The organism is Candidatus Binataceae bacterium, assembly GCA_035308025.1.
Lineage (GTDB): Bacteria > Desulfobacterota > Binatia > Binatales > Binataceae > JAJPHI01.
In genome coordinates, this window is the sequence record DATGHL010000014.1 from 17,911 (window position 1) to 41,821 (window position 23,911).

The window sequence follows — 23,911 nt, forward strand, 5'->3', positions numbered from 1 at the left end:
CTTGCGTGAGGGCTTCCGGGCGATACGCGCGACTCACGACAATCGCGCTAAACCAACGCCACAACGAAAAGAGCGCGAAGGCCGCTGCCCCTTCGTCAGCTTCGCGCAGGGAGCTTTATCGCAATGGCAATCAGGCTACAGCGTGACAGCGTCGTGCCCGTTGACAGTTTCAGTCCGCGAGATAGCGTCGGCCGCTCCACGTTTTTCAGCGAGTTCTATCATCATCTGCTGACCTCTTCATGGCCGTTGCTGCTGATCCAAATTGCCGCCGCATTCTTCACCATGAACGCGCTCTTCGCACTGGGCTACTATCTCGGCGGCGGAGTCGAACATGCGCGCCCCGGCTCATTCAGCGACGTTTTTTTCTTCAGCGTCGAGACCATGGCGACCATCGGTTATGGGCAAATGGCGCCCGTCACGCTGCTCGCCCGCATCTTGATGAGCTTTGAGGCATTGACCGGATTGACCGGGCTCGCGCTCGTCACCGGACTGATGTTCGCGAAGTTCTCGCGTCCCACCGCCCGCGTCAGATTCAGTCGCAGCGCGGTCATCTCGGTACGCGACGGCGTGACCAGCCTGATGTTCCGCATGGCTAATGTCCGCGCGAATCAAATCGTCGAGGCCCAGGTTCATGTGATTCTTGCGCGGGCCGAGGTCACCGCCGAAGGCGAGGAGACCTGGCGCTTTTATGATCTCGAACTGAGCCGAGACCGCAACTCAACCTTTCGTCACTCCTGGACCGTGATTCATCCGATTCGGCCCGGCAGTCCGCTCTTTGGTGCGTCCCCGCAGGCGCTGGCCGCAGCCTTCGCAGAGATCGTCGTCTCCATGACCGGCATCGACGGCGCGTTCATGCAGACGGTTTATGCGCACCATACCTATAAGGCCTCAGACATCATCTGGGGCGCGCGGCTCGCCGACACCCTGATGCGCAGGCCGGCCGGTGATTTTGCTTTCGACTACGGCAAGTTCGACGCAGTGATCGAGACCGCAATGCCCGTGTGGGACGCGCCGCAAAACTAGCTGTCGGTCAGCAACTGCGGCGCGCCCCCTCAGAATAAAGTTCCACTTCACTGGCACTAAGTCACTTTTGTCATTCTGAGCGTAGGCTCACCAGGCGGAGTGAGGCTTGGCGAACGAGGCCGAGCAGGCGAGTCCGCGAGCTGCGTTAAGAATCGCCGCAGCGAAAGCCTGCCCTGAGTCTGTCGAAGGGAATCCCGGATTTTTCGGTCCTCAAATGAACCGGTTTATTTTGAGCAGAGCTTCCCAGCTATTTCGCCGCCAGAAAACGGCCGAGCGCGCGATAGACTTCCGCGTTGTACACCAGCCCCGCGTGACCACCGCCGACTTCGACAGTTTCCCCGGCATCGGTTCGGGCGGCTTGCTGCGGCACAACCCGATCGTCGCGACTGACCACCTGCAGCAGAGCCGTCGCCGGATTCAGCGTTCCCTGAACGTCCGCGATGAACGCGCATCCGCACGCCGGCAGGTCGCAGTCGGGATCGAGCAGGCGGCGGGCAAATGTGCTCGCCCGCGCCAGAATTTCACCCATCTGCGAGCCCGGAGCCGGGTTCGCGCCGCTCCTGACTGCATCACGGAAGACGCCGATTGGGGAGCCCAAGACCGCGAGATGTGAGACCCGACCTTGCATTGATGCCGCGATCGCCCAGGCAATAAGACCGCCTCGACTGTGCCCGATGAGCGCAATCGGCGCCACCGTCCCCGCCATCCGCTGGACGATTTCCGCCTCCACCTGTTCACGCAGCCGCCGCGGACAACCGACGTTGATTGCCAGCGTCGAGCGCACAGGCGCATAGCCGAGGCGTCGCAGCCACAGGCGCAGCGGTTCCAGGTAGAGGTCGCCGCCGAATAGCCCCGGCAGCACGACGACCAGTCGCCCATCGCCGCGCGGCACGTCCACTCCCCAAAAGACCGGATCGAACAGCACTGCCACTGTCACGCGCTCCTCGCTGGAATTTGAACGCTCTTCGCAGACGAACGCAACCCGCGCGTTCAGCCTTCGCGTGGCTTGCACCGCATCCCACTGGCGGTCACCATCGAGCAATGCGTATCGCGACGCCTGCCACATTGCTGCTGCTCGCGTTATCTGGATGCACACTCTTTCACCACGAAGAACCGCCGCAGCAGCGCTTTCTCGACGCCCTGAGTCGGGGCAATAATGCCGAGGCCGGCCAGATTTGGCTCAACATGAATCCCGACGATCGTCTGAATCTCGCGCATGGCGCGGGCCTCAAGTCCTCGGCTGCGCTTCAGGATATTCGTAACCAGCTTCAACAAAAGACCGAGGAGGCTGCGGACAGCGACACGCCCACACCTGCTGATCCCGCCGCTCAAGCCATCACCTTGCCGTCTCCGCTGACGTCCGAACCTTCTCGGGGCGAGCCATGATCGCTAAATCAAGTTGTCCGTTCGCGGTAATCTTCCTCCTCACGAGCCTTCTTGGGCTTGGATGCACGCGCGCCGCGGCCCCAACCTGCACCGCCTTCGGGGATCCGCCGGCGCACGTCTTCAGTCCGATTGTTCCCGTCTGCCGGTTGGGCCGGCGGATTGGTCCTTGGAACGATAGCGACGGCACGCCGCGCTACGCTTGCATCTACGAACCGCCCCAGTCCACGGTCAAACCCCTGCCATTAGTGGTGTACCTGCATCCCTCGTTGTTTCCCGCCGACAACGTCGAAATCATGACCAATCTGCTCGAGCAGCGCGGCAGCGCGAACCTCAGTGACGATCCGGCGCGGCCGGGCTTCATCCTGCTCGCACCCGAGGGGCGCAATACTCACCATTATTATCCGCCGCCGGACAGCGCCGGCCCGGGCTGGGACAATTGGTACCGTCAGTTCAGTCCCGATGGTGACGTGACGGCCGGCGGTGTCCGCTACCCCGAAAATGTTGACGCCGCCGCGATCGACCACTTCATCGCCGCAGAGGCCGCTACCGGCAAGATTGATCCGAACCGCATCTTTCTCACCGGATGGTCGAACGGGGCCGCTATGGCCTATGCGTACGGTTTGAGCCGACCGAAAATCGCCGCCATCGCCGTCTACTCAGCCCCCGATCCTTACCAGATGAACCCCGACGGCTGTTTTCAGAAGCCAGTAACGACCCCGCCTGCGAGTAATACTGAGGTCCAGATCTTCAATACCCAGTCGCCCGCTTATCAGGTGCATAACGCCTGCGACATCGCGGGGCTGTGCCCCAACGCGCTATTCTTTGCGGGGCAACTGCGCACTCTCGGCGTCGACGCGACCGATACGATAATCGACGGCGCGCAGCATGCTGTCGCCAGTTGCGACGCTTCATGCGGGACCGACCCCAACGGCGATCTGGACAACCTCAACGCGATGTCGCGCGGCCTGCTCAACCACGGCCGCTGGCCCTCCAAGTGGACTGCCGCGATGCTGGATTTTTTCCGCCGGCATCCCCTCAAGCAATAAGAGCGTGACCATGGATTTCGCCTTCAACCCCGATCAGGAACTGTTGCGCCGCACGCTCGCCGATTTCGCCGCGCGCGAACTCGCCCCGCATTACCTCTCGCGCGATCAGGATCGCGATCTCCCGCGCGAAGTCGTCGCCAAGCTCGGCGCGATGGGCCTGTTGGCGCCGATGGTCGAGCCTGCGCATGGCGGCCAAGGCCTCGACTACGTCTCGACCGGCATCGCCTTCGAGGAGATCGGCCGCGCCGACATCAACGCCGGCTACATCCTGCTGCTCTCAGGCCTGGTTGGCGCGATCATCTCGTCGCGCGGCGACGAGCGCCAGAAACGCGAGTTTTTACCGGCGATCTGCGACGGCAGTGTGGTCACGGCACTCGCCGTGACCGAGCCCAGCGGCGGTTCCGACGCGGCGCACGTCAAGCTCGCGGCGCGGCGCGACGGCGACGCTTACATCATCGCAGGCGAGAAGACCTCGATCTCGCTGGGCTCCTGGGCCGACACCGCCCTCATCCTGGCCCGCACCGGCGCCTACGATCAGGGCGCGCATGGCGTCAGCGCGTTTTATGTCGATCTGCACTCGGCCGGCGTCGGCCGCAATCGTTTCCGCGACCTCGGTTCGCGCGCGATCGGCCGCGCCCAGCTTTTCTTCGACGGCGTGCGCGTGCCTGCCACCGCGCGCATCAGCGGCGAAGGCGCAGGGTTCGTCCAGGTGATGCAGGGTTTCGACTTCAGCCGCGCGCTGATCGGCCTGATGTGTCTCGCCGCAGCACAACAGAGCGTCGACGAGACCTGCAAATACGTCGCCGAGCGCGAAGCCTTCGGCGGCAGTCTCGCCCGCTTCGAGGGGGTTTCCTTTCCGCTCGCCGAGGCCGCGATCCAGCTCCGCGCTGCGCGGCTGCTCTGCTACGAGGCACTCTGGCTCAAGGATCGCGGCGAACCTCACGGCTGGGTCGCGGCGGGCGCGAAATGGTGGGCGCCCGAACTTGCCGCGCAGGTGCTTCATCAATGCCTGCTGCTGCACGGCCATCTCGGCTTCAGCCTCGACCTGCCTCATCAGCAGCGGATGCGCGATGTCATCGGACTCGAAATCGGCGACGGCACCGCTCAGGTCATGAAATTGCTCGTGGCGCGCGCACTGATTGGCAGCGCTGCGAAGCCGTACTGAAAGCGCCCGCCGTTCATGCCCGAACGTGAGCAGCGAAGCGCAAGCGGATATAGTCGGCTGTCCAGCGCCCTTGCTCGTCGCACAGCACCGGCCGCACCAGCGCGATCACTTCGTCGCGCGCCGCCGCTCGCTCCGCCGGGGGCAACAGCTTGAAGAGCGGCTCGCCGAACGTCTCCAGCCAGCCCTCCATCGCGGTCGGCAGCGGCGTCGGACGCGGTATCAGTTCGATATAGTCAACGGCGAAACCGTTACGTTCGAGCCGTCCGCGATAGTCGTCAACCGTCGGAAAGTACCACGGGATAACGCTTTCCGTGCGCACCCCGCGCTGTTTCAGCACCGCGAGCATGGCCACCGTGATCGCGGCGACGCAGCCGTGCCCGCCCATCTCGGCAACGAAGCGGCCGCCGTCCTTGAGCGCACGGCGCACCCCGGCAATCACCGCGTCGGGATCAACCTTCATCCAGTGAATCGCGGCGTTCGAGAAGACCGCGTCGAACTCCGCCGCGAAGCTCAGGCTGAAGCCGTCCATCACCATCGCCTCGAGTCCGCGCCGCCGCGCCGCGGCGATCATCTCCGTCGACGCGTCGATTCCGATCACCGTCGCTCCCGCGGCGGCGATCTTTTCCGTCAGGACCCCATCGCCACAGCCAAGATCGAGGATGCGCTCGCCCGCGCGCGGCGCCAGCAGCTCAAGCACCGGCTGGCCTAGTGCCGGCACGAAGTACGCGTTGCGGGCATAACGATCGGCGTTCCATTTTTGTGCAGGTTCTGCGATTGACATTTCTGGACCTTGGTAGATTGTGATCGGATACTTTCGACGATATTGATTTTCGATTATCTTCGGCAAGGCATGCCGTGCAAAAAGCTCGAATTCTCCGGTCCTCTTCACCGAGTTACTGACCTTCGGCTTCTGCTTAATCTGAACCTCTGACCGGCGCGTAGCTTGAAGTAGAACCGGGTGCAAAAGACCGCCGCCACTTCGCTATCCGATCCGGCGCTGGTTCAAGCGATCGCCGCCGGCGATCAGGGGGCTTTGCGCATTCTAAATCAGCGCTACGGTCACGCCCTCGTGGCAGTCGCCGACCGCATTCTGATCGATAAGGCTGACGCAGAGGAGATCGCCGCGGACGTCCTGTGGCAGGTATGGCGTCAGGCGGTCACCTTCGACCCGGTCCGCGGTTCAGTCGGCGCCTGGCTGATGACTTTGGTGAGGAGCCGTGCGATCGACCGCTTGCGCGCGCGCAACGTCCGCCAGAAGCCGCTGACCGGCTCCGGCGAACTGACGGCAAGCGACGACGCCTCGCTCCCGATTCAAGACGCGGAGAGACGCAAGTTTGTTATGACGGCGCTAAGCAAACTCGGCGAAAACGAACGCGCAGTGCTTGAGCTCGCCTACTATTCGGATTTGTCGCAATCAGCGATCGCCGAAAGAACCGGCCTGCCGTTGGGCACCATTAAGAGCCGCATCCGCGGCGCACTCATCAAACTCAAGGAGGAGTTGAAAGGCTTCGGCAGCTAGACGATCCGCAACTATAAGTTCCGATGGATCACGATCAGGTAAAAGAACTGCTGCCGCTCGAGGCGCTCGGCCTGCTCGACGGCGACGAAGCGCGCGCGCTGACCGCGCATCTCGCCACCGTCTGCGACGAGTGTGAGGCCGAGTTGCGCACCCTGCGCGAAGCGCTCGCCGCGATGGCCCTCGCGGAAGCCGGCCAGGCTACCGCCGCACCCGGCCAGTCCCCCGTCGATCGCGTCTGGAGCCGACTCGAGTCGCGTCTCGGCCCCACCCTATCGGCTGCGTCGAGCAGCATGGATCCGAGTCGCCAGCCGGTACGTTCTGCGGCCCGTGAAGTCGATGCGGGCGGGCGCCGCGGCGTCGCGCGCGGATGGCGCGTTGCCGCCGTACTCGGCGCGGCCGCGGCCCTCCTGATGGTGGTCGTCGCGGGCAACTTCGCCAATCAACTCAGTTCCTCACAACACGACTCTGCGATTCAGCTCGCAGCACTTGACGAGCGCTTACGCGGCTTGAGCGAAAAGCTCATCTCCCGCGATCGCGAGCTGATCAGCCTCCGTCAGGAAGCCGCGGCCAACCGCCAGATGATCCATGCGGTGCTCGCGCCCGATCTGCGTACGATCAAGCTCGGGCCGCTGCCGCCCGCACCCGACGCCGCCGGCCTTGTCGCGATCAGCACCTCGCGCAGACAGTCCCTGCTTCAGGTCGCCGGGCTGCCGCCCGCGCCGCCAGATAAAACCTACGAATTCTGGTGGATCGGCGCGAAGAGCGGACCAGTTCGCGCCGCGCTCTTCACCGCGGGCCCCAATGGCGGCGCTACCGTCGTACCCTCGATGCCGCCGCCGGGTGAGGTTATTCTCGCCGGCGCCGTCACGCTCGAACCGGCCGGCGGTACCGATAAACCTACCGGCGCGATGTACCTCAAGGGTGCACCCTAGCGCTAGTGTCGTGTAACGTAAGTAACTTCTAATCATACGGCTGCAAACGTCTTTTATTTTCGACCGCCCCTTCGGGATTCCGCATGTAGATAAATAGGTTACATGACACTAGCCGTCGATGCGCCGAGGCGCCGGCGGTCGCATGAGTGTCCGCTCTGCGCGCGGCGGCCCGCCGCGTTTACCTGCTTCGCCCAACCCTTTATCCTGAAGCGGCATGCCCGCAGCCGAAGCAACTCTCGAGATTAAAAACCGGCTTGGGCTCCATCTGCGCGCCGCGTCGAGCCTGACCCAAGCGCTCAAACCTTTCAGCGCGAGCGTGACTGTGTCGAAGGGCGCCCACCAGGCCAACGCGCGCAGCGTTACCAGCCTGATCATGCTCGGCGCCGGAATCGGTTCCAGATTGAAGGTAAAGGCCGAGGGCGACGACGCCGCCGCTGCGCTCGAGGCCATTAAGCGCCTGTTCGAGGCCCGTTTTGGCGAAGATTGACTACACTAGTGGAGCGCGGTTGCCGCGCGGAACGAGCAAGCGAGTCTGCGAGCTGTGTTAAGATTCTTACGTCAACCCTCCCGCTCACCTTGACGCCTCCGTGAATCGTTGCTTATATGTAACCCCACCCTGATTTCGAGCGCCGACCTAGCCGGTCCGTCGATCGCGGAACGACGCTCGCCGCTGCGGTAAAAGATAATTGACCGATTTTTGCCCGCGTTGCTTCGCCAATCACCAAAGGGTTTTTGCCACGCCCGACTCCAAGGAGTTTTGCCTTCATGCCGTTGAATGATTTCCTGTTCACTTCCGAGTCGGTTGCCGAGGGGCATCCGGACAAGATGTGCGACCAGATCTCTGACGCCATTCTGGACGCGCTCCTCGCCGAAGACCCGACCTCGCGCGTCGCGCTGGAGACCCTGACCAAAACCGGGCTCATCGTGCTGGCCGGAGAAATCACCTCAAAATCCAATCCGGATTTCATAAAAATCGCCCGCCGCACCGCAGTTGAGATCGGCTACGACAACCTCGAGGTCGGATTCGACGGCAATATGTGCGCAGTGCTGACGGCGATCGAGCCGCAATCGCCCGACATCTCTCAGGGCGTCACCGAGGGCGAGGGGTTGCACAAGGAACAGGGAGCGGGCGATCAGGGCCTGATGTTCGGCTATGCCTGCGACGAAACCCAGGAGCTGATGCCGCTGCCGATCCAGTTGGCGCATCGCCTGATGGAGAATCTGGCTAAGCTGCGGCGCGAGAAAAAACTCGATTTTCTGCGCCCCGACGGCAAAAGCCAGGTCACCGTGCGCTACGCCAACGGCCGTCCGGCGGGCGTCTCCGCGGTCGTGGTCTCCACACAGCACAGCCCGGCAGTCAGCCATGCAACGATTCGCGAGGCGATCATCGAAGAGCTAATCAAAAAAACCATCCCGGCCGAATATCTCGACAAGTCGACCGCCTATCACGTCAATCCGACCGGCAGCTTCGTCGTCGGCGGACCCCACGGCGATTGCGGCCTCACCGGACGCAAGATCATCGTTGACAGCTACGGCGGCTATGGCCGCCACGGCGGCGGCGCCTTTTCAGGCAAGGATCCCACCAAGGTCGATCGCTCGGCCTGCTACATGGCGCGCTATGTGGCCAAGAACGTGGTCGCGGCCGGGCTCGCGAAACGCTGCGAAATCCAGGTTGCCTACGCGATCGGCGTCGCCGAACCGGTCTCGATCCTGATCGATACCTTCGACACCGGCACCGTGCCCGATCACAAGCTTTCGACCGCCCTGCGCGAGCTCTTCGATTTCCGTCCCGCCGCGATTATCAAGACGCTCAATTTGCGCCGGCCGATCTATCAGGCGACCGCCGCCTACGGTCATTTCGGCCGCGCCGCGGCTAACGGCTTTTTCCCCTGGGAGCGCGTCGACCGGGTGGACGCGCTGCGCAGCGCTTTTGGCGCCCAGAATCATTAAGTTCATCGCCGCGCCGATCGATTTTCGCGCTATCAGCAGGAGGTCTTCCGATGCCTGATTCTTCCCATCAGGGGCACGATGTCCGCGATCTGGCCCTGGCCGCCGCCGGCCGCAAACGCATCGAATGGGCTGACAATCAGATGCCCGTGTTACGGCTAATCCGCGAGCGTTTCGCTAGGGAACAACCGCTTAAGGGTCATCGCATGGGTGCCTGCCTGCATGTCACCTGCGAGACCGCCAATCTGCTGCGCGCGCTCAAAGCCGGCGGCGCGGAGGTTATCTGCTGCGCGAGCAATCCGCTCTCGACTCAGGACGACGTCGCGGCCGCGCTGGTCGCCGAATATGGCATCCCGTGCTACGCGATTCACGACGAAGATCGCGACACCTACTACAATCATCTGCGCGCCGTCCTCACGAGCCGCCCCACCATCACGATGGACGACGGCGCCGATCTCGTGAGCCTCCTGCATACCGAGTTCAAGGACGCGGCCAGTAACGTTCGCGCCAGCATGGAGGAGACCACCACCGGCGTCATTCGGCTGCGCGCGATGCAAAAAGACGGCGCGCTAAAAATCCCGGTCGTCGCCGTCAACGATGCCCAGACCAAGCATCTATTCGATAATCGCTACGGCACCGGCCAATCGACCCTCGACGGCATCATCCGCGCGACCGGCGTGCTGATCGCCGGCTCGGTTTTCGTTGTCGCCGGGTATGGCTATTGCGGACGCGGCATCGCGTCGCGCGCGCGCGGACTGGGCGCCGACGTCATCGTCACCGAAGTTGATCCGGTGCGCGCGATCGAAGCCGCGATGGACGGGCTGCGCGTGATGCCGATGGTCGACGCGGCCAAAGTAGGCGACATCTTCGTCAGCGCGACCGGCGATCACTCGGTCCTCAACGCCACGCACTTCAACCTGATGAAGCACGGCGCGATCCTCTGCAACTCCGGCCACTTTGACGTCGAGATCGACCTCGCCTATCTCAACGACTCCGCCGCCAAGGTCGAACGCAACGTCACCCACAATGTGGACGCCTACCATCTCAAGAGCGGCCGCGTCATCTATATTCTCGGTCAAGGCCGGCTGGTGAATCTGGCCTGCGCCGAGGGTCATCCCGCGCAGGTCATGGACATGAGCTTCGCCACCCAGGCGATGGCCTCGCATTGGGTCGCGACCAGCAAGCCGCTGCCGATCGCCGTGCACAACGTGCCGATAGCAATCGAGGAAGAAGTGGCGGCCCTGAAGCTCGCCGCGATGGGCATCAAGATTGACACGCTCACCGACGAGCAGAAGAAGTACCTGTCGAGCTGGCAAACCGGCACCTGAGCCCAGCGCGTTGCCGGCGCGGCGTCGAGCTTAATGTGGCGCGGTATTCAGGCAGCGATTGAGCGTCGCCTTCAGGCTGCGATCGTCACGCGCTTGCGGCGGCGAAAGACCTCGCCCGCGGCAAAGCAGAGCAGGATCAGCGCCACGGCGATCGCAAAACGCGGTGACATCGGATGCCACAGCGCGTCACCGAGAAACGCAAAGAGAATCGTTCCCGGAATCATCCCGATCGCACTAGCCCAAAAGTAGTCGCGAAAGGCGATCGGCGACGCGCCTGCAAGCAGATTCAACGCGTTGTAGGGGATTACCGGCACAATCCGCAAATACAAAATCACATAGAAGCCATTGCGAACCAGGCGATCCATCAGGTGGCGAAAGCGCTCGCCGATGAAGCCTTGGACGAACGATTTGCCCAGAAAGCGTCCGGCGGCGAACGCGATCAGCGCGCCCAGATTCGCTCCCACCAGCGACCAGACCGCGCCCCATAAAGCGCCGAACGCGAGTCCGGCCGCGATCGTCATCACCGCGCCGGGCAAGAGAAATGACGGTCCCACTGCGTAGAGGATGACGTAGGCGATCGGACCCCACGCGCCCCACGACAGCACTTCGGTCTTCATCAGCCGCGGGTTTTCAAACCACTCACCGTGCGCCACGAGCAAATAAATCGATCCGCCCAGCAATACCGCCAGCATCGCGATGCGCAACGCATTCACCATCAGCGAACTGCCTTGCGGCTTGCCCGCGGGCGCTGGGATAGGACCAACCGCAGCCATCAGAGGATGATCGCAATGATAGGGAGCGGCTCGCTGTCGGACAAGGAGTTTTCCGCGTCAGGCGAAGCGGCGTCGAGGATCGTTATTTCTTCTCGGAGTGCAGCACGCCGGATGAGTGTAACTGCGCGACCTTGGCGTCAGACAACCCGAGATGCTTCTTCAGCACCTCGCCGCCGTGCTGACCAAGGAGGGGCGCGATCATAGTCGGCAGTTCGGGGAACTCGGAGAACTTGAGCGGAAAGCCCGGGATAGTCACCTCGCCGAGGATCGGATCGCTGACCTTGCGGACCATTTCGCGGGCCTTGAAATACGGATGATCGAGCGCGTCAACGATCGACATCACCGGCGCCGAGGGCACGCGATGCTCTTCGAAAATCTTGAGCACCGCGGCGTCTGAGGGCTGCGCCTGCATCCAGCCCTCGATGATCGTGATCAGTTCCTTCTGATTCTTGCCGCGATCGGCCGCCGTTGCGAAGCGCACATCGTCGATCAGATCCGGCCGCTCGATCGCCCGCGCCATCGCGGGCCACTGCCGATCGAGTACAAGAATGACGATATACCCTTCCGGTCCTTTGAAGGCCCCGCACGGGCAGATCAACGCATGATGCGACCCCATGCGCTTGGGCACGAACGCGCCGTCGGTCAGGTCATAGGCCTGCAGGTTGACCTCATGCATGTGGAAGAGCGCATCGACCATCGAGATATCGATATGCTGGCCGACGCCGGTCTTTTCACGATAGTAAAGCGCGTAGCCGAGCGCGGAGAAGGCATGCACGCCGCTCCCCTGATCGGCGATCCCCATCCCGACAAACATCGGCGGACCGTCGGCCGCGCCGGTCATGTGCATCAGCCCGGAAAAGGCCTGCGCGATAAAGTCGTAGCCCACGCGATGCTTCAGCGGACCGGTTTTGCCGAACGCGGAGATCGACGCCATGATGAGGCGCGGATTGATCTGCTTGAGCGAGGCATAATCCAGCCCGCGCTTCTCCATCACCCCGGGGCCGTAGTTCTCGGTGACGATATCGACCTTGGCGGCGAGCGCGCGCAGCAGCTCCATCGCTTCGGGCTTCGCGAAATCGAGACAGAGGCTCTGCTTGCCGCGATTCTGCTGGACGAAGTAGCCGCTGCGGCCATGCTTGATCGCGGGCAGCAGGCGCGCCGGATCGCCCATCGGCGCCTGCTCGATCTTGATAATCTGCGCCCCCATCTCGGCCATCAGCCGCGTAATCGTCGGGCCGGCCAGATACTGCGTGAAATCCAGCACCGTTACGTCGGCCAGCATCAAGGGTTTTTTCGTCGTCTCGTTCATCGTTTCGCAGCTCCGATTTTCGCTCGGCTCCGACCTTCGTAACATCGGCGCCTTGCGCTCGACAAGCACGCGCATGCAGCTATTTTCGTCGCCGCGGCCGCAGCTCTCGCCGAGCCGGCTAGGGCGCTGGAGGCCTGCATCCCCGCACGACCGCACGCCCCGCGCGCGATTGGTAATCTGCGCGACGCGTCATTACTATCCGGCCCATGTGGAGGATGTGGCCGCACTTAAGACGGCTGTGGGCCGGGGCCGGTGCAGTGCTGGTTGGCCTGGTAGTCAGTTATCTCTACAATTTGTGGAGCAGGCAGGCGGTTCCGGATCTGCGCAGTCTCTATTTTTTCCTGCATGCTTATTGGGTCTGGGCGGGCGGTGGATTGCTTGCGCTCACAACAGTTTCAGTCCTGGCCGAGCGCGCGCACCGACGGTATGAGGCGCGGGCGCCGCGGCCGCTGCGAGCCCAGCGTCGGTCCCTGCGAGAGCGGCTGAGACGCACTCCTACAGCCCCAGCACCGCCGCCCCCAACGACTGCCTCAACGATGGTTGGCCGCGAGCTTGAGCTGGTGCGGCTGGGTGATTGGTTCGCGCAGGTCAGGACTGGACGCGGCGAGTGGTATTTGTCTCGGGTGAGCCGGGGATCGGCAAGACCACACTGGTGCGGGCTTTTCTTGATTCGCTGGCTGGCAGCGCAGTGCGAGTCGGCCGCGGGCAGTGTATCGAGCAGTACGGCGCGGGCGAGCCCTACATGCCGCTTCTCGAAGCGCTGACCCGGCTCTGCCGCGACCCCGGCGGCGGAAAGCTGGTCGAGATTCTCTATCAACTCGCACCCGCGTGGCTGGCGCAGATGCCGACCCTGGTCAGCGCCGAGGACCGCGCCAGATTGCAGAGCCTCGCGCAGGGCACGACGCAGCAGCGGATGCTGCGTGAGATGGCCGAGGCCCTCGAAGTGGTCGCGGCGGAAACGCCGCTAGTGCTCTTGTTTGAGGATCTGCATTGGAGCGATCCGTCGACGCTGGATTTGATTGCCGCGATCGCGCGGCGCAGCGAAGCAGTCCGACTCATGGTTATCGGCACCTACCGACCGGTCGAGATGCTCGCCGGGGAGCATCCTCTGCGTACGATGAAGGAGGAGCTTGCGATACATCAGCATTCTATCGAGCTGCGATTACCACTGCTGTCCGAGATGGACGTGGCCGCGTACGTCGCGCAACGATTCAGCGCCCGCAAAGAGAACATCGCTCCTGCGGTCTATGCCCGCAGCGAAGGCAATCCCCTGTTCATGGTCAACGTGGTTGACTACCTGATCGAACAGGACTCCCTCGCCGATGCCGACAAGATAGAAGCGCCGCGCAATATCCGCCAGATGATCGAGCGCAACCTGCTGCGGCTCTCGCCGGACGAGCAACGCGTACTCGAAGCGGCGAGCGTCGCCGGGACCGAATTCTCGGCCGCCGCGGTCGCCGCCGCGCTGGACGCGCCCCTTCGCGAAATCGAGAGTCGCTGCGCGCAGCTCTCAAAACGCGAGCAATTCGTGACGCGGCGCGGCGCGGTGACCTGGCCCGACGGCGCCGCGGCGGCGGCCTTCCACTTCGATCACGCCCTCTATCAGAACGTTCTGTACGCCAGTCTCACTGAAGGCGCGCGCGCCGATTACCATCGGCGAATCGCCGAACGAGTTGAGCGCGCCTATGGCGAGCAGGCCGTTGAAGTAGCCGCGGAGTTGGCCCATCACTACACGTCTCCCCAGAGCGGCATTTTCCCATTGGCAGCGAGCGGGACAAAGAGCAATCGAGCGCTCCGCTAACACTGAAGCGATTGGTCATCTCACGAAGGCGCTCGAGATGCTCGCCCTGTTGCCGGTGGATTCGGAGCGGCAACAGCAGGAGTCTCACCGTACAGATTATTCTGGGTCGCGCCTTTATCGCCGCCAAAGGTTATGCCGCTCCGGAAGTGCAACGAACGTTTGCGCGTGCGCGAGAACTCTGCGACCTCTTGGGCGATACGACCCACCTTTTCGCCGCATGGTATGGCCAGTGGTGGTTTCTCTTTGTCGCGGCGCAACTCGAACCCGCCAGGATTCAAGCCCGAGAGCTGCTCGATTACGCCAGGCGGCAGGCGGACCCGATTCTTCTGCTTACCGCTCATCGCGCGCTGGGCTACACACTCTATGATTTGGGTGAATTCGCAAGTGCTTGTCAGGAATTCGAGGAAGGCATGGGGATCTATCGCAAGCAATTGCATGCCCAGGCCGCTCGGTATGGAGGCACGGATCCGGGAGTGGGATGCTTGTGCTTTCTGGCGATGGCTCTATGGTACCGCGGTTATCCGGATCAGGCGTTGGCCCGGATCACGGACGCGGTAAGCCTTGCCGAAGAACTGGCGCATCCGCTCAGCCTGAGCGGCAGCCTGAACTTTGCCGCGCGGGTGGCGCAGTTCCGGCGTGAGGTGCAAGTTTGCCGCGCTCGTGCCGAGGCGAGCATCCTCGCCTCGACCAAGCTGGGGTTTAGTTATTGGTTGGCCGAAGCGACCGTGCTCAGAGGCTGGGCCCTGGCGGCAGAAGGTCAGAACGAACTCGGGCTCAACCAGATGCGCGAAGGGATGGGCGCCTACGCCGCGACCGGCGGAATGCTATGGCGCCTTTACTATTTGGCGCTTGCGGCTGAAAGCTGTGGTGTGGTTGGACGATTTGAGGATGGACTTACGCAACTTGCCGAAGCAATCGGCCTTGTGCAAACCACCGACGAGCATGAACATGAGGCGGAACTTTATCGGTTAAGAGCCGAGTTGAGCCTGAAGCGGACCGCAGTCGCTGACCTTTCCAAACCTGTTTTCAACGAAACGGGCGAACGGGATTTTCGCCGCGCCATCGCGATCGCGGTCAATCAGCAGGCAAAGTCGCTGGAGTTGCGCGCAACTACCAGTCTCGCGCGATTGCTACGCGACACTGGTCGTCGTGATGAGGCGCGCACGATGCTCGCGGCAATCTACGACTGGTTCACCGAGGGCTTCGATACCGCCGATCTAAAAGATGCAAAAGCACTTTTAGATCGGCTGGACTCGGAATCTTGACCCAGCTCCAGGGGGCGGCGGAGTCTGCTACTCGCGGCCAAGATCAAAACTCGCCTGCTCGCTACGCGCAGCAGCCGCGCTCCACTAGGAACCCGGGCACAAGCCCTATTTGTCATCCTGAGCTGGCAAGCACCGCGCGCCGTGTCGAAGGATCAACACGAAGCGCCTCTGAAGAATTTCACTTGTGCAGAGGTTCCCTAGTGCTCTTAGCGCTGCGGCCGGCCTGAGCCTCGTCGCAGCTCACCGAGGAGTTTTTGCGCCCGCGCCTGAGCGATCCGAATGACCGCCGCATCCTTAGAGTCGCGGGGTAGCGGACGCTTGACGAACTCTGCCAGTTCCATCAGATGCGTCCGCAACGCCGCCCGCGCCGCGGCGGGGCTGGGCGATTTGTTCGCCTGCAGTTTGCGCGGACCCTCATGCCCGCCCTCCGAGATGTACCAGTCTTTGAAAGCGCCGCGGAAACCCGCATGAAACATCAGGCTGCCCAGATGAGTTGCCGCCGGAGGCGCCCGCAACAGCAGCTCGGCATGGGTCGCGCTCTGTCCGGGGCTCTCGTACTCGATCATCAAGTGACCGCCAGGCGGGATCAGCGTGCCGAGCAGATCGATGAATGCGGCTTCGAGCCCCGTCGCCCGGGCGTCGAAAGTTGCGCCGTCATCGAATTCGACCGTGGGATAGATGCGCAGCTCGAACCACGGACGCACCAGCCGCCCGCCGCCGCTGACAATTCCCATCGCGAGCGGCGTGCGCGACGGGGTTGCGCGCGCGTCGCCTAGCGCCACGGACAGATAGAGCCAGCCAGCGCGCGGCCGCACGGGTTTGAGCTCGGTTACTATCAGGCGATGATCGCGGCCGTCGCTCGCGCGAATTGCGGCGCCGTCGATCTGCGCGGCAATCTGCCCCGCCGCCGACTCGATCAACATTCTCTCCATAGGAAATTAAGCGTCGATTTGACTGTTTGAGGACGTTAGAACGTCCGCGCATTACGGAGCTTTCCGTCTGGTCTTTCACTTGCCACGTGGCTAGTATAAGGAATTCTCAAGATGTCCGAATCTCTGACCAGCTCCCCGACTTTTCCTGCGGCGACCTGCGACAGCTGCGGCAAAACCGTGCTGACTCACCTCAGCTTCGATGAAGCCGGCCAGCCCCGGCGCTGCTGCGTCAACTGCGACGGCCCAATCACGTCGGCGCTGGCGTGGCTCTCGACCAGCGAACTCGAAACCCAGGGCTATCAGGTTGGTCCCGCGCGCGTCCGGCCCAGTGGCGGATGCGGCTCGGGTCAGTGCGGACGTTCTGCTCAACGACATTAACGCGCCGCTAATCGCGGCAACAACGGACCCGAAGGAATTTCGAGTCGGAGACATGCGCGAGTGAAGACAACCATCTCAGTGATCAAAGCTGACGTCGGTTCCATCGGCGGCCACATTAAACCAAGCGCCAAGCTCAAGGCGGGCGTCGAAGCCTTTGCCCGCGAGCGCGGCAAGAAGCTCCTGATGGATCTCTATGTCAGTTCGACCGGCGATGACGTCGCCCTCCTGATGTCGCATGATCGCGGCGTCAACGATTCGAAGATCCACGAACTCGCCTGGGACGCCTTCATGCACGGCACCAAGATCGCGCGCGAGCAGGGGCTCTACGGCGCCGGCCAGGATCTCCTCAAGGACGCCTTTTCCGGCAACGTCCGCGGCCTCGGCCCGGCCTCCTGCGAGATGGAATTCGAGGAGCGCCCCAACGAGCCCTTCGTCTTCTTCGCCGCCGACAAGACCGATCCCGGCGCCTACAATCTGCCCTTCTACCTGGCCTTCGCTGATCCGATGCACTGCGCGGGCCTGCTGCTTTCACCCAAGATGGCCAAGGGCTTCACCTACACCATCATGGACGTGAACCACACCGAGGGCGATCGCGTAATTGAGCTCAACGCGCCCGACGAACTCTACGATATCGCCTGTCTGCTGCGCGACAACGAGCGCTTCGTCATCGAATCAATCCGCAGCCGCGCCAGCGGCGATATCGGTTGCGTGGTTTCGACCTCGCGTCTGCACAATATCGCCGGCACTTATACCGGCAAGGATGATCCGGTCGCGCTGGTCCGCACCCAAGGCAACTTCCCGGCCACCGGCGAAGTCCTGTCGCCCTTCCGGATCGGCCATTACGTCGCGGGCACGATGCGCGGCAGCCATCATGGTCCGCTGATGCCGGTCAAACTCAATTCGACCATCAGTTTCTTCGACGGCCCGGCCATCGTCAGCGCCGCAGCGTTTTGCGTGCACGAGGGCAAGTTCACCGAACCGGTCGATGTCTTTGATCATCCGTTCTGGGACTGGGTGCGTAACAATGTCTCCGCCAAGGCCGCCGAGATTCGCAACCAAGGCTTTTCCGGCCCCGCGATGCTCCCTTATAGCGAGCTCGAATACGGCGGCGTCGTCGAGAAGATGGGTCAGCTCGACTCGCGCTTCATCGTCCGCAAGGACGATCACGCGGCGACCGGCAACGGCAACGGCGGCCGCAAGAAAAAAGCCGCTTGAGCCACCGCCACGCACTCAACGCTCTCTGCGCAAGGGCCGGTCCTGGACCGGCCCTCCTTTTTACCGCTCCGATTTCTTCTAAATCCACCAGCAGCCGTCCGTAACTCGCCTGGCGTCGCGCAAATTGGTTTTTCTCAAGCTGCGACTTAGTGTAAAAATAAATTGTAAGCTTCGACTGGAGACTCGGAGAGACGGCTATGGCTGGCGACAAACGCTCACAGGGGCTGGTTAAGTTCTGGTGGGTCCTGGCCGCGACGCTGGGTGCGGCAGCCGGCGCCGCCGCAGAGTCACTCTGGGGCCCTGCCAATACGCTCGGAGCGATTGCCGGAATCGGGCTGTCGCTGGCGCTCGCGGTGGGTTATCTCGAGCGGCCAATCCAGCCCGGAGCCACGACACCGCGATGGCCGCGCCCGCGCTGGCGGCAGCCGGCGCCGCGCCGCCGCCCCGAAAGCGCGAAAAGCTCCACCCCACGCGCGAAGCTGCATGCCGTCAATGGCCGCAAGCGCGGTGCCCCGCCCGTCTCCGGGACGCCCGACGCCCGCCGCTGAGCGAGCATCTGCGCCCGCGCCGCGAGCGCTCGCCGCCCGCGCAACGCCTCGCGAGCTTCCTCACTCCTCCCCTCAGCCGGCCGCCGCCTCTTCCCCACTCTCCGGCGCCAGCGGATCGATCCCCAGCAGCACGTTGCGCATCGCGTGCGCCGTCGCCCGCGTCAGCCCGCCCGTGCGTTCCAGCGCGCCGACCTGCGCGGCCGCTTCACTCTGCTGCCGCTCCAGCCGCTGCTGCATCTCCGTGAGCCAGCGCCGCTGACTGATCGTTGCCCGCCCGAGGTCGTTGATCGTCCGCGCGATGCGCGCCAGATCCGGCGTCTCCAGCGGCCGCGCGCATTCCACCAGCACGTCAAACAACCGCTGCTGCACCAGCCGCGACAGCGCCTCGGTCATGCGCCCCTCGTCGCCCTCGGCGCACTCCGCGATCACTCGCGCCTGCTCGCTGGCGCTCATCAGCGCGTCCAGTTGTTTGCGGTACCTTCTTCTGTAGCGCCCCAGCGCCGTGCGCGAAATCTGATAACCCTTCGTGGCGAGCCACGCGCTGAGTTCCGACAAACTCCAGTACGATTCGTCTGCCAGCCGTTGCTCCAGCTCCCGGCGCAACGCCAGCGGCAAGCGCACCAGCACGCTCGAACGCGACCCCAACAGCACCTGCCCCTCGCGTGCCTTGGCCAATTGCGCTTTGCCGTCCGCCGCGCCGGCCGCCTCGCGCCCGCTTTGCTTACTCATGCTTCTTCCCGCCCGTCGCGGACTCCGCCTCCGATAAAATTTTGGCCGCCCCTCCTCTGCACAGCCCGCGCCCGTGCGCCTTCGTCCAAGGCGCGATCCCGCCGCGCGCGACGCGCCGGCGCCTCGGCTCAATCTGCGCCCCGCGCGCGCCCTTGCCTAGGGTGAAATCTTTCCCTATCGCGGCTGGCCTCAGGCGCGCCGGGATCTCGCGTCGCCAGCGGAGCGCTCCCGCGCTGAGCGAACACAGGGGACGGCCGAGTCTGCGAGGCGCGGCCAGAGTAAAGAGTCTGCGAGCTGCGTTCAAGGAAAGGAATCCCGCTTCCGCTACCTGATGGCATGCACGCCAACGTCACCCACTGTCTGACGCCCGGTTTCTCGCAGTTTCATCCTGCACATGGTAGACCTCCGGATATGCTCGATCTCCTGATTCGTGGCGCCGACGTCGTCACGCCCGACGGCGTGGGCCGCTGGACGATCGGCATCGCCGGCGAAAAAATCGTGCTCGCCGGGACCGAGCCCGCGCCGCCGCCCGCGGCCGTGCGCACGATCGACGCGATCGGCAAAATCGCCGTGCCCGGCGGCATCGAGCCGCACGCCCATCTGGCCAGCGTGGTTGGAATGCATCCGGATGAGCGCCTGCTCACGCTCGGCCCCGAGGACGATACGCGCGGGATGGCCTTTGGCGGCGTGACGACGCATCTGGATTTCGTTTTCGTTCACCCGAGGACCGATATTCCCACCGCGCTGGCGCGCCGCCGCACGCGCTGGGAGGGCCGCTCTTACGTCGATTACAGCTTTCATATCGCGCTCGGCGGCGCGCTGCCGCTCGGCGTCTTCGAGCAGATGGCGGAGGCGATCCAGGAGGGTTTCCCGAGCTTTAAAGTCTTCACCAACGAAGTTCTGCCGCCGCATCCGGCGCGGATGCCGTTCAAGCTCGACTTCGGCCGCATCGGCCATGCGATGGAACGGGTGGCGCGCCACGGCGGCATCATGGTCGTGCATGCCGAGGATGAGGATCTGGTTCAATTCAACTATGAGAAATTCCGCGCCGCCGGCCGGACGCACGGCGTCAATCTTCATCTGGTGCACAGCAAGCTTTCGGAGCAACTCGCCTTCGCCCGCACGATTGCGATGGCGCGCGCGACCGGCAGCGCGGTTTATTTCGTCCATACCTCGGCGCGCGAAGGCGTCGAGGCGGTGGCCGAGGCGCGCGGCCACAATCTGCCGATTTATGCGGAAACCCTCCATCACTACGCCTGTTTCTCCGCCGCCGATTATCGCCAGCCGCGCGGCTTCTGCTACCACACCTATCCTTCGCTCAAGTTCCCCGACGATCAGGAGGCGCTGTGGGAAGGGCTCCTGCGTGACGGCGTCTCCACCGTCGCCACCGACGAATTTCCCACCGCCCTCGAAGTCAAGCTGCGCGGCGATCAGATTGACGATGTCACCGGAGGCAACCTCGGCGCCGAGGCGCGGATGGGTATCGTCTATACGGAGGGTGTCGTCAAGCGCGGGATGTCGCTCCGGCGCTATGCCGACGTGACTTCGAGCAACGCCGCGCGCATCCTCGGCCTCTATCCGCGCAAGGGCGCGATCGCGCCCGGCAGCGACGCCGACCTCTGTCTGATCGATCCGCAAGTGCACAAGCGCCTGAGCCGCGCGGACTTCCACGTCAGCGACTACAGTCCGTGGGAGGGCTGGGAGGTTCGCGGCTGGCCCGTGATGACGATTCTGCGCGGCCGGCCGATCGTCGAACACGGACAGTTGCTCGGCGCGCTCGGCGACGGTCAACTCGTGCCGCGCAAGATCGATCCGGTTATCCTGCGCCGCCCCGCCGGCTGATTCGTCGGGCGGGAGCCCGATTTCCAGATTTGCCTTGCCCTCACGATGTCCGATCGTATTCGCCTATCGGGTACGCCTAGCGTTGCCCGGATTAGGCAATTATTCGCTAACTGTTTGTTAACGCACGCACCGTTGCGAAACCTCCCATGTACAGAAAATCATTGCCCCGTATGGCGCAAGCGCCGTAGCGGGCGTATGACATTATGTATGCGCATTCAGAGGGGGATGCGGGACACGGTCGACCCGTACGCGATCAGCGGCGAGATCGCCGACCGCATCGCACTGGCCGAGACGCCCGAATCCTCTGCAGTGCGCGAATTTGTCATGACCCGCGCGGCCGAGGGCGCGTGGAGCGCGATTAACCAGCAGTTAGCCGCCGCGCACGGCGCGCTCATCTGGTTAAGCGGACCGTCCGGCGTCGGCAAGACCCATTTTCTCAATTACGTGACGGCCTTGAACGCGCGCGCCGGGGCTTTGGCGATGCCCGCAGGCCGCCGCCTGACGCTCGCACTCAGTTTAACGGCCGAGACCGCGGCAGAGCTCGATCGCGCGATCGCGCATCGTATCGGGAAAGCGCTGACCGGGGCCCCGTCCGATGCCGCCCTCTGGCGCAACCTGCGCGGCGCCGAGGGCTTGCGCGTTGTCCTTGATCAAGCCAAGCGTCAGGGCGTCGAAGCGGTTACCATCGCGATCGATTTTGACCTGCTCGACCCTGCGGTGGCGGCTTCGAGCCTCACCACGATGGCGGGTCTGGCGGGCGCCTTGGCGCGGCCGCGCTTTACGCTTATCGCGGCCGGACGCGCCGCTTCGTCAGTGGCCGAGGCTCGGGCTTTCGCGCTCGGCGCGCAGGCCGACGAGTTTGCCGCAGTCGCGATCGGCCGCGCCCGCCGTTTGGACGAGGCCGTGAGCGGCGATCTCCGCGACGCCTACGGCGCAGTTCAGCCCGAAGAGCAGGCTCTCGAAAGTCTCTTTCCATTCCATCCCGCGGCGGCCCAGATGCTCGTCGCGCTCGGCGGCAGTGCCGATGCGATCGCGCCGGCGGCGCGGCTCGCGCGCGAGGTGCTGCTGGAGGCGCGCGCCGCCGCGTCCCCGCACGCGCTCATATGGCCGACGCATCTGATGAGGGTCGCGGGCGTGCGCAGCGCCGTCGAGACCCGCCTGGGCGAGCGTGGAAGCGCAGCCCACGCGCTCGCGCTGGCCGCCGCCCGTGCAATCGACGCACCGCGCCGGGCGCTGGCCGCCGAAATCGTCGAGCTCTTGACGCTCAATCACGTGATGTTCCCGCGCGAGCCGCTCACGCTCGCGCAACTCGCTGCGCGCCTCACGTTGGCGGACCAGCACAACGAAGTGAAGCGAGCACAGGGGGCGGCCGAGTCTGCGAGGCGCGGCCAAAATCAAGATGCGGCCGAGTCCTGTCTTCGGCTGAACGTCGCAGACTCCGCCACCCGCCGGAGGCGCGGCCAAAATCAAAACGCAGATCAGCTCGCAGCAATCAAAGAAGTTGCGGCCGAACTCGACAATCGCAGCGCTGGTGTAATCGTTTTCGATTCCGCGGACGCGACGCTGCGCCTTAACGAAGGCGTCGCCGCGGCTCCCGAAGTTGCCCGCTTCAATGGCGCGCTGGCATCGATGCGGAGGTTCGACGCCACTCTGATGCCGGCTGCCGAGCTCGAGGAAATGCAAGCCGCCCGCGAGCGTCTGGGTTCGGCGATGGCGGCGGCGCTTGAGAGCGCCACCGGCAACCGCGACCGACTGCGCCAGGCGGCGCGCCACTCCGGCGCCACCCTGACCGGCGAACAGGAACAGACTTTCGCCGATTTCATCGCAATCGCCGAGGCCGGTCCGGCCGCGCTGATCGCCGCCGCGGCGATTGCCGAGAAACGCGCTGAGCTGACGCGAATCTTCGATGATTACGATTTGCTGGCGGTGCTCGCCGCCGCCACCCCGCGCCTGCGCGTAATGCGCGAGTATCTCGAGGCGATGGGGCTCCATCGCGAACTCGAAGATGATCCGCATCGCGACCCGGCCCTCGCCAAACTTGAAGCCGAATGCAAATTGCTGCTGATTGGCGCCGCCGCCGCGGTCCGCGCCCGCGCCGCGAGCGGCCTTGACGCCCTCGAGTCGCGCTTCCAGCGCTTCAAATGGACTTATGTGCCGTTCTATCGCGCCGCCCACGAGGCCTGGCGCGCGGAACTCGCGGCGGCGACAACCATTGCCGAGGATGCTGAGCGGCATCTGGCCGTACTGGCGCGACTTAACGGGATTCGCGCGCTCGGCCCGCCGCTAGGGCTTGAACTGGCGATTGAGTTCGCGCGTCTCGCGAGCGGCGTCGCGCGCTGCACACAGGACGGCGCGCTGTCGCCGGAAATCGCGCCTGTCTGCTCGCGATGCAATTACGTCATCGGTACGCCGTCGCCGCGGCCGCCATTGGTTGAATTGTTCGGCCGGGTCCGACGCGCGCTCGAGGCCCGGCTCGCCGCGCTCTCGCAGAGCGCGATTGCGCGACTTATCGCAGAACACGATGAAGGCGGCCGCCTCGAAGGCTTTCTCAGAATCACGCAGGCCGCGCAAACCGAGGCATTGATTAGCGTGCTCGACGACGAGCTTGCAGGCTATCTGGCGCGTCTGCTCGACGAGAACCCGGCGGCAGATTCAGCCTCGCGTGTGCGCGTGGTTCAGCCACTGCGCGTGGCGCGAGCCGACAGCCGCGGCCCGCGCTCGCATAAGGGGCAGCCGCGCAGCCGTCTCGATTAGTCGCCAGTATTGTGGTCGG

At 64.0% G+C, this 23,911-nt stretch carries 22 protein-coding genes; 16 read left to right on the plus strand and 6 right to left on the minus strand.

All coding sequences use genetic code 11. From position 1 onward, the window contains the following. The first annotated feature begins 123 nt into the window (after positions 1-123). A complete protein-coding gene (locus tag VKS22_03875) occupies positions 124-1,023 on the plus strand; it encodes an ion channel (GenBank protein ID HLW69741.1) in 900 nt (299 codons plus the stop codon). A 247-nt stretch (positions 1,024-1,270) separates the two neighbouring features. On the opposite strand, the gene VKS22_03880 is transcribed toward VKS22_03875, so the two are convergent. Further along, on the minus strand, positions 1,271-1,954 hold the full coding sequence (locus tag VKS22_03880) for a hypothetical protein (protein ID HLW69742.1): 684 nt from the start codon (positions 1,952-1,954) through the stop codon (positions 1,271-1,273). A gap of 110 nt (positions 1,955-2,064) precedes the next feature. Between VKS22_03880 and VKS22_03885 the strand changes: the two genes are divergently transcribed. Genes VKS22_03885 through VKS22_03895 form a run of 3 tightly spaced genes read left to right on the plus strand, consistent with a single transcriptional unit; the run spans position 2,065 to position 4,620 of the window. Next, positions 2,065-2,409: a hypothetical protein gene (locus VKS22_03885; protein HLW69743.1), complete on the plus strand. Its 345-nt coding sequence runs from the start codon at positions 2,065-2,067 to the stop codon at positions 2,407-2,409. Continuing rightward, positions 2,406-3,455 carry a PHB depolymerase family esterase gene (locus tag VKS22_03890; GenBank protein HLW69744.1) on the plus strand — a complete coding sequence of 350 codons (1,050 nt, stop codon included), beginning with the start codon at positions 2,406-2,408 and terminating at the stop codon, positions 3,453-3,455. Before VKS22_03885 ends, VKS22_03890 begins: the two co-directional genes overlap by 4 nt. 10 nt (positions 3,456-3,465) lie before the next feature. Further along, positions 3,466-4,620 carry an acyl-CoA dehydrogenase family protein gene (locus VKS22_03895; protein ID HLW69745.1) on the plus strand — a complete coding sequence of 385 codons (1,155 nt, stop codon included), beginning with the start codon at positions 3,466-3,468 and terminating at the stop codon, positions 4,618-4,620. 13 nt (positions 4,621-4,633) lie between these two features. On the opposite strand, the gene VKS22_03900 is transcribed toward VKS22_03895, so the two are convergent. Continuing rightward, a complete protein-coding gene (locus VKS22_03900) occupies positions 4,634-5,401 on the minus strand; it encodes a methyltransferase domain-containing protein (protein HLW69746.1) in 768 nt (255 codons plus the stop codon). Between the two features lie 177 nt (positions 5,402-5,578). Here VKS22_03900 and VKS22_03905 point away from each other — a divergent pair, with 177 nt between their 5' ends. The 5 genes from VKS22_03905 (at position 5,579) to ahcY (ending at position 10,346) form a co-directional block, all read left to right on the plus strand. Continuing rightward, positions 5,579-6,139: a sigma-70 family RNA polymerase sigma factor gene (locus VKS22_03905; GenBank protein HLW69747.1), complete on the plus strand. Its 561-nt coding sequence runs from the start codon at positions 5,579-5,581 to the stop codon at positions 6,137-6,139. A gap of 23 nt (positions 6,140-6,162) precedes the next feature. After that, positions 6,163-7,071, plus strand: coding sequence for an anti-sigma factor (locus VKS22_03910; protein HLW69748.1), 909 nt, complete (start codon positions 6,163-6,165; stop codon positions 7,069-7,071). A gap of 214 nt (positions 7,072-7,285) precedes the next feature. Then, positions 7,286-7,558, plus strand: coding sequence for an HPr family phosphocarrier protein (locus VKS22_03915; protein HLW69749.1), 273 nt, complete (start codon positions 7,286-7,288; stop codon positions 7,556-7,558). A 284-nt stretch (positions 7,559-7,842) separates the two neighbouring features. Further along, on the plus strand, positions 7,843-9,021 hold the full coding sequence (gene metK, locus VKS22_03920; protein ID HLW69750.1) for a methionine adenosyltransferase: 1,179 nt from the start codon (positions 7,843-7,845) through the stop codon (positions 9,019-9,021). A 50-nt stretch (positions 9,022-9,071) separates the two neighbouring features. After that, positions 9,072-10,346: an adenosylhomocysteinase gene (gene ahcY, locus VKS22_03925; GenBank protein ID HLW69751.1), complete on the plus strand. Its 1,275-nt coding sequence runs from the start codon at positions 9,072-9,074 to the stop codon at positions 10,344-10,346. Positions 10,347-10,417: 71 nt separating this feature from the next. Here ahcY and VKS22_03930 read toward each other — a convergent pair whose 3' ends face one another. Continuing rightward, positions 10,418-11,119, minus strand: a complete 702-nt coding sequence (locus VKS22_03930) for a TVP38/TMEM64 family protein (protein HLW69752.1) — start codon at positions 11,117-11,119, stop codon at positions 10,418-10,420. 82 nt (positions 11,120-11,201) lie between these two features. After that, positions 11,202-12,428, minus strand: a complete 1,227-nt coding sequence (locus VKS22_03935) for a CoA transferase (GenBank protein ID HLW69753.1) — start codon at positions 12,426-12,428, stop codon at positions 11,202-11,204. A gap of 574 nt (positions 12,429-13,002) precedes the next feature. Between VKS22_03935 and VKS22_03940 the strand changes: the two genes are divergently transcribed. Further along, a complete protein-coding gene (locus tag VKS22_03940; GenBank protein HLW69754.1) occupies positions 13,003-14,229 on the plus strand; it encodes an AAA family ATPase in 1,227 nt (408 codons plus the stop codon). A 188-nt stretch (positions 14,230-14,417) separates the two neighbouring features. Beyond that, a complete protein-coding gene (locus VKS22_03945; GenBank protein HLW69755.1) occupies positions 14,418-15,494 on the plus strand; it encodes a hypothetical protein in 1,077 nt (358 codons plus the stop codon). A 206-nt stretch (positions 15,495-15,700) separates the two neighbouring features. On the opposite strand, the gene VKS22_03950 is transcribed toward VKS22_03945, so the two are convergent. Next, positions 15,701-16,426, minus strand: coding sequence for a DUF1122 family protein (locus tag VKS22_03950; protein HLW69756.1), 726 nt, complete (start codon positions 16,424-16,426; stop codon positions 15,701-15,703). A 111-nt stretch (positions 16,427-16,537) separates the two neighbouring features. Here VKS22_03950 and VKS22_03955 point away from each other — a divergent pair, with 111 nt between their 5' ends. The 3 genes from VKS22_03955 to VKS22_03965 all read left to right on the plus strand — a co-directional run bounded on the left by VKS22_03955 (position 16,538) and on the right by VKS22_03965 (position 18,567). After that, positions 16,538-16,804 (plus strand): hypothetical protein, encoded by a 267-nt coding sequence (locus VKS22_03955; GenBank protein HLW69757.1) that lies wholly within the window; start codon positions 16,538-16,540, stop codon positions 16,802-16,804. 60 nt (positions 16,805-16,864) lie between these two features. Beyond that, positions 16,865-18,019 carry a fructose-1,6-bisphosphate aldolase/phosphatase gene (gene fbp, locus VKS22_03960; GenBank protein ID HLW69758.1) on the plus strand — a complete coding sequence of 385 codons (1,155 nt, stop codon included), beginning with the start codon at positions 16,865-16,867 and terminating at the stop codon, positions 18,017-18,019. 197 nt (positions 18,020-18,216) lie between these two features. After that, entirely contained in the window at positions 18,217-18,567 is a 351-nt protein-coding gene (locus tag VKS22_03965; GenBank protein ID HLW69759.1) for a hypothetical protein, read from the plus strand. Between the two features lie 72 nt (positions 18,568-18,639). Here the strand turns inward: VKS22_03965 and VKS22_03970 are convergent, their stop codons facing one another. Further along, positions 18,640-19,296, minus strand: coding sequence for a phage protein Gp27 family protein (locus VKS22_03970; protein HLW69760.1), 657 nt, complete (start codon positions 19,294-19,296; stop codon positions 18,640-18,642). A 411-nt stretch (positions 19,297-19,707) separates the two neighbouring features. Here VKS22_03970 and VKS22_03975 point away from each other — a divergent pair, with 411 nt between their 5' ends. Both VKS22_03975 and VKS22_03980 read left to right on the plus strand, forming a co-directional pair. Then, positions 19,708-21,138, plus strand: coding sequence for an amidohydrolase family protein (locus tag VKS22_03975; protein HLW69761.1), 1,431 nt, complete (start codon positions 19,708-19,710; stop codon positions 21,136-21,138). Positions 21,139-21,363: 225 nt separating this feature from the next. Beyond that, entirely contained in the window at positions 21,364-23,892 is a 2,529-nt protein-coding gene (locus VKS22_03980) for a hypothetical protein (protein ID HLW69762.1), read from the plus strand. Positions 23,893-23,911 lie beyond the last annotated feature (19 nt).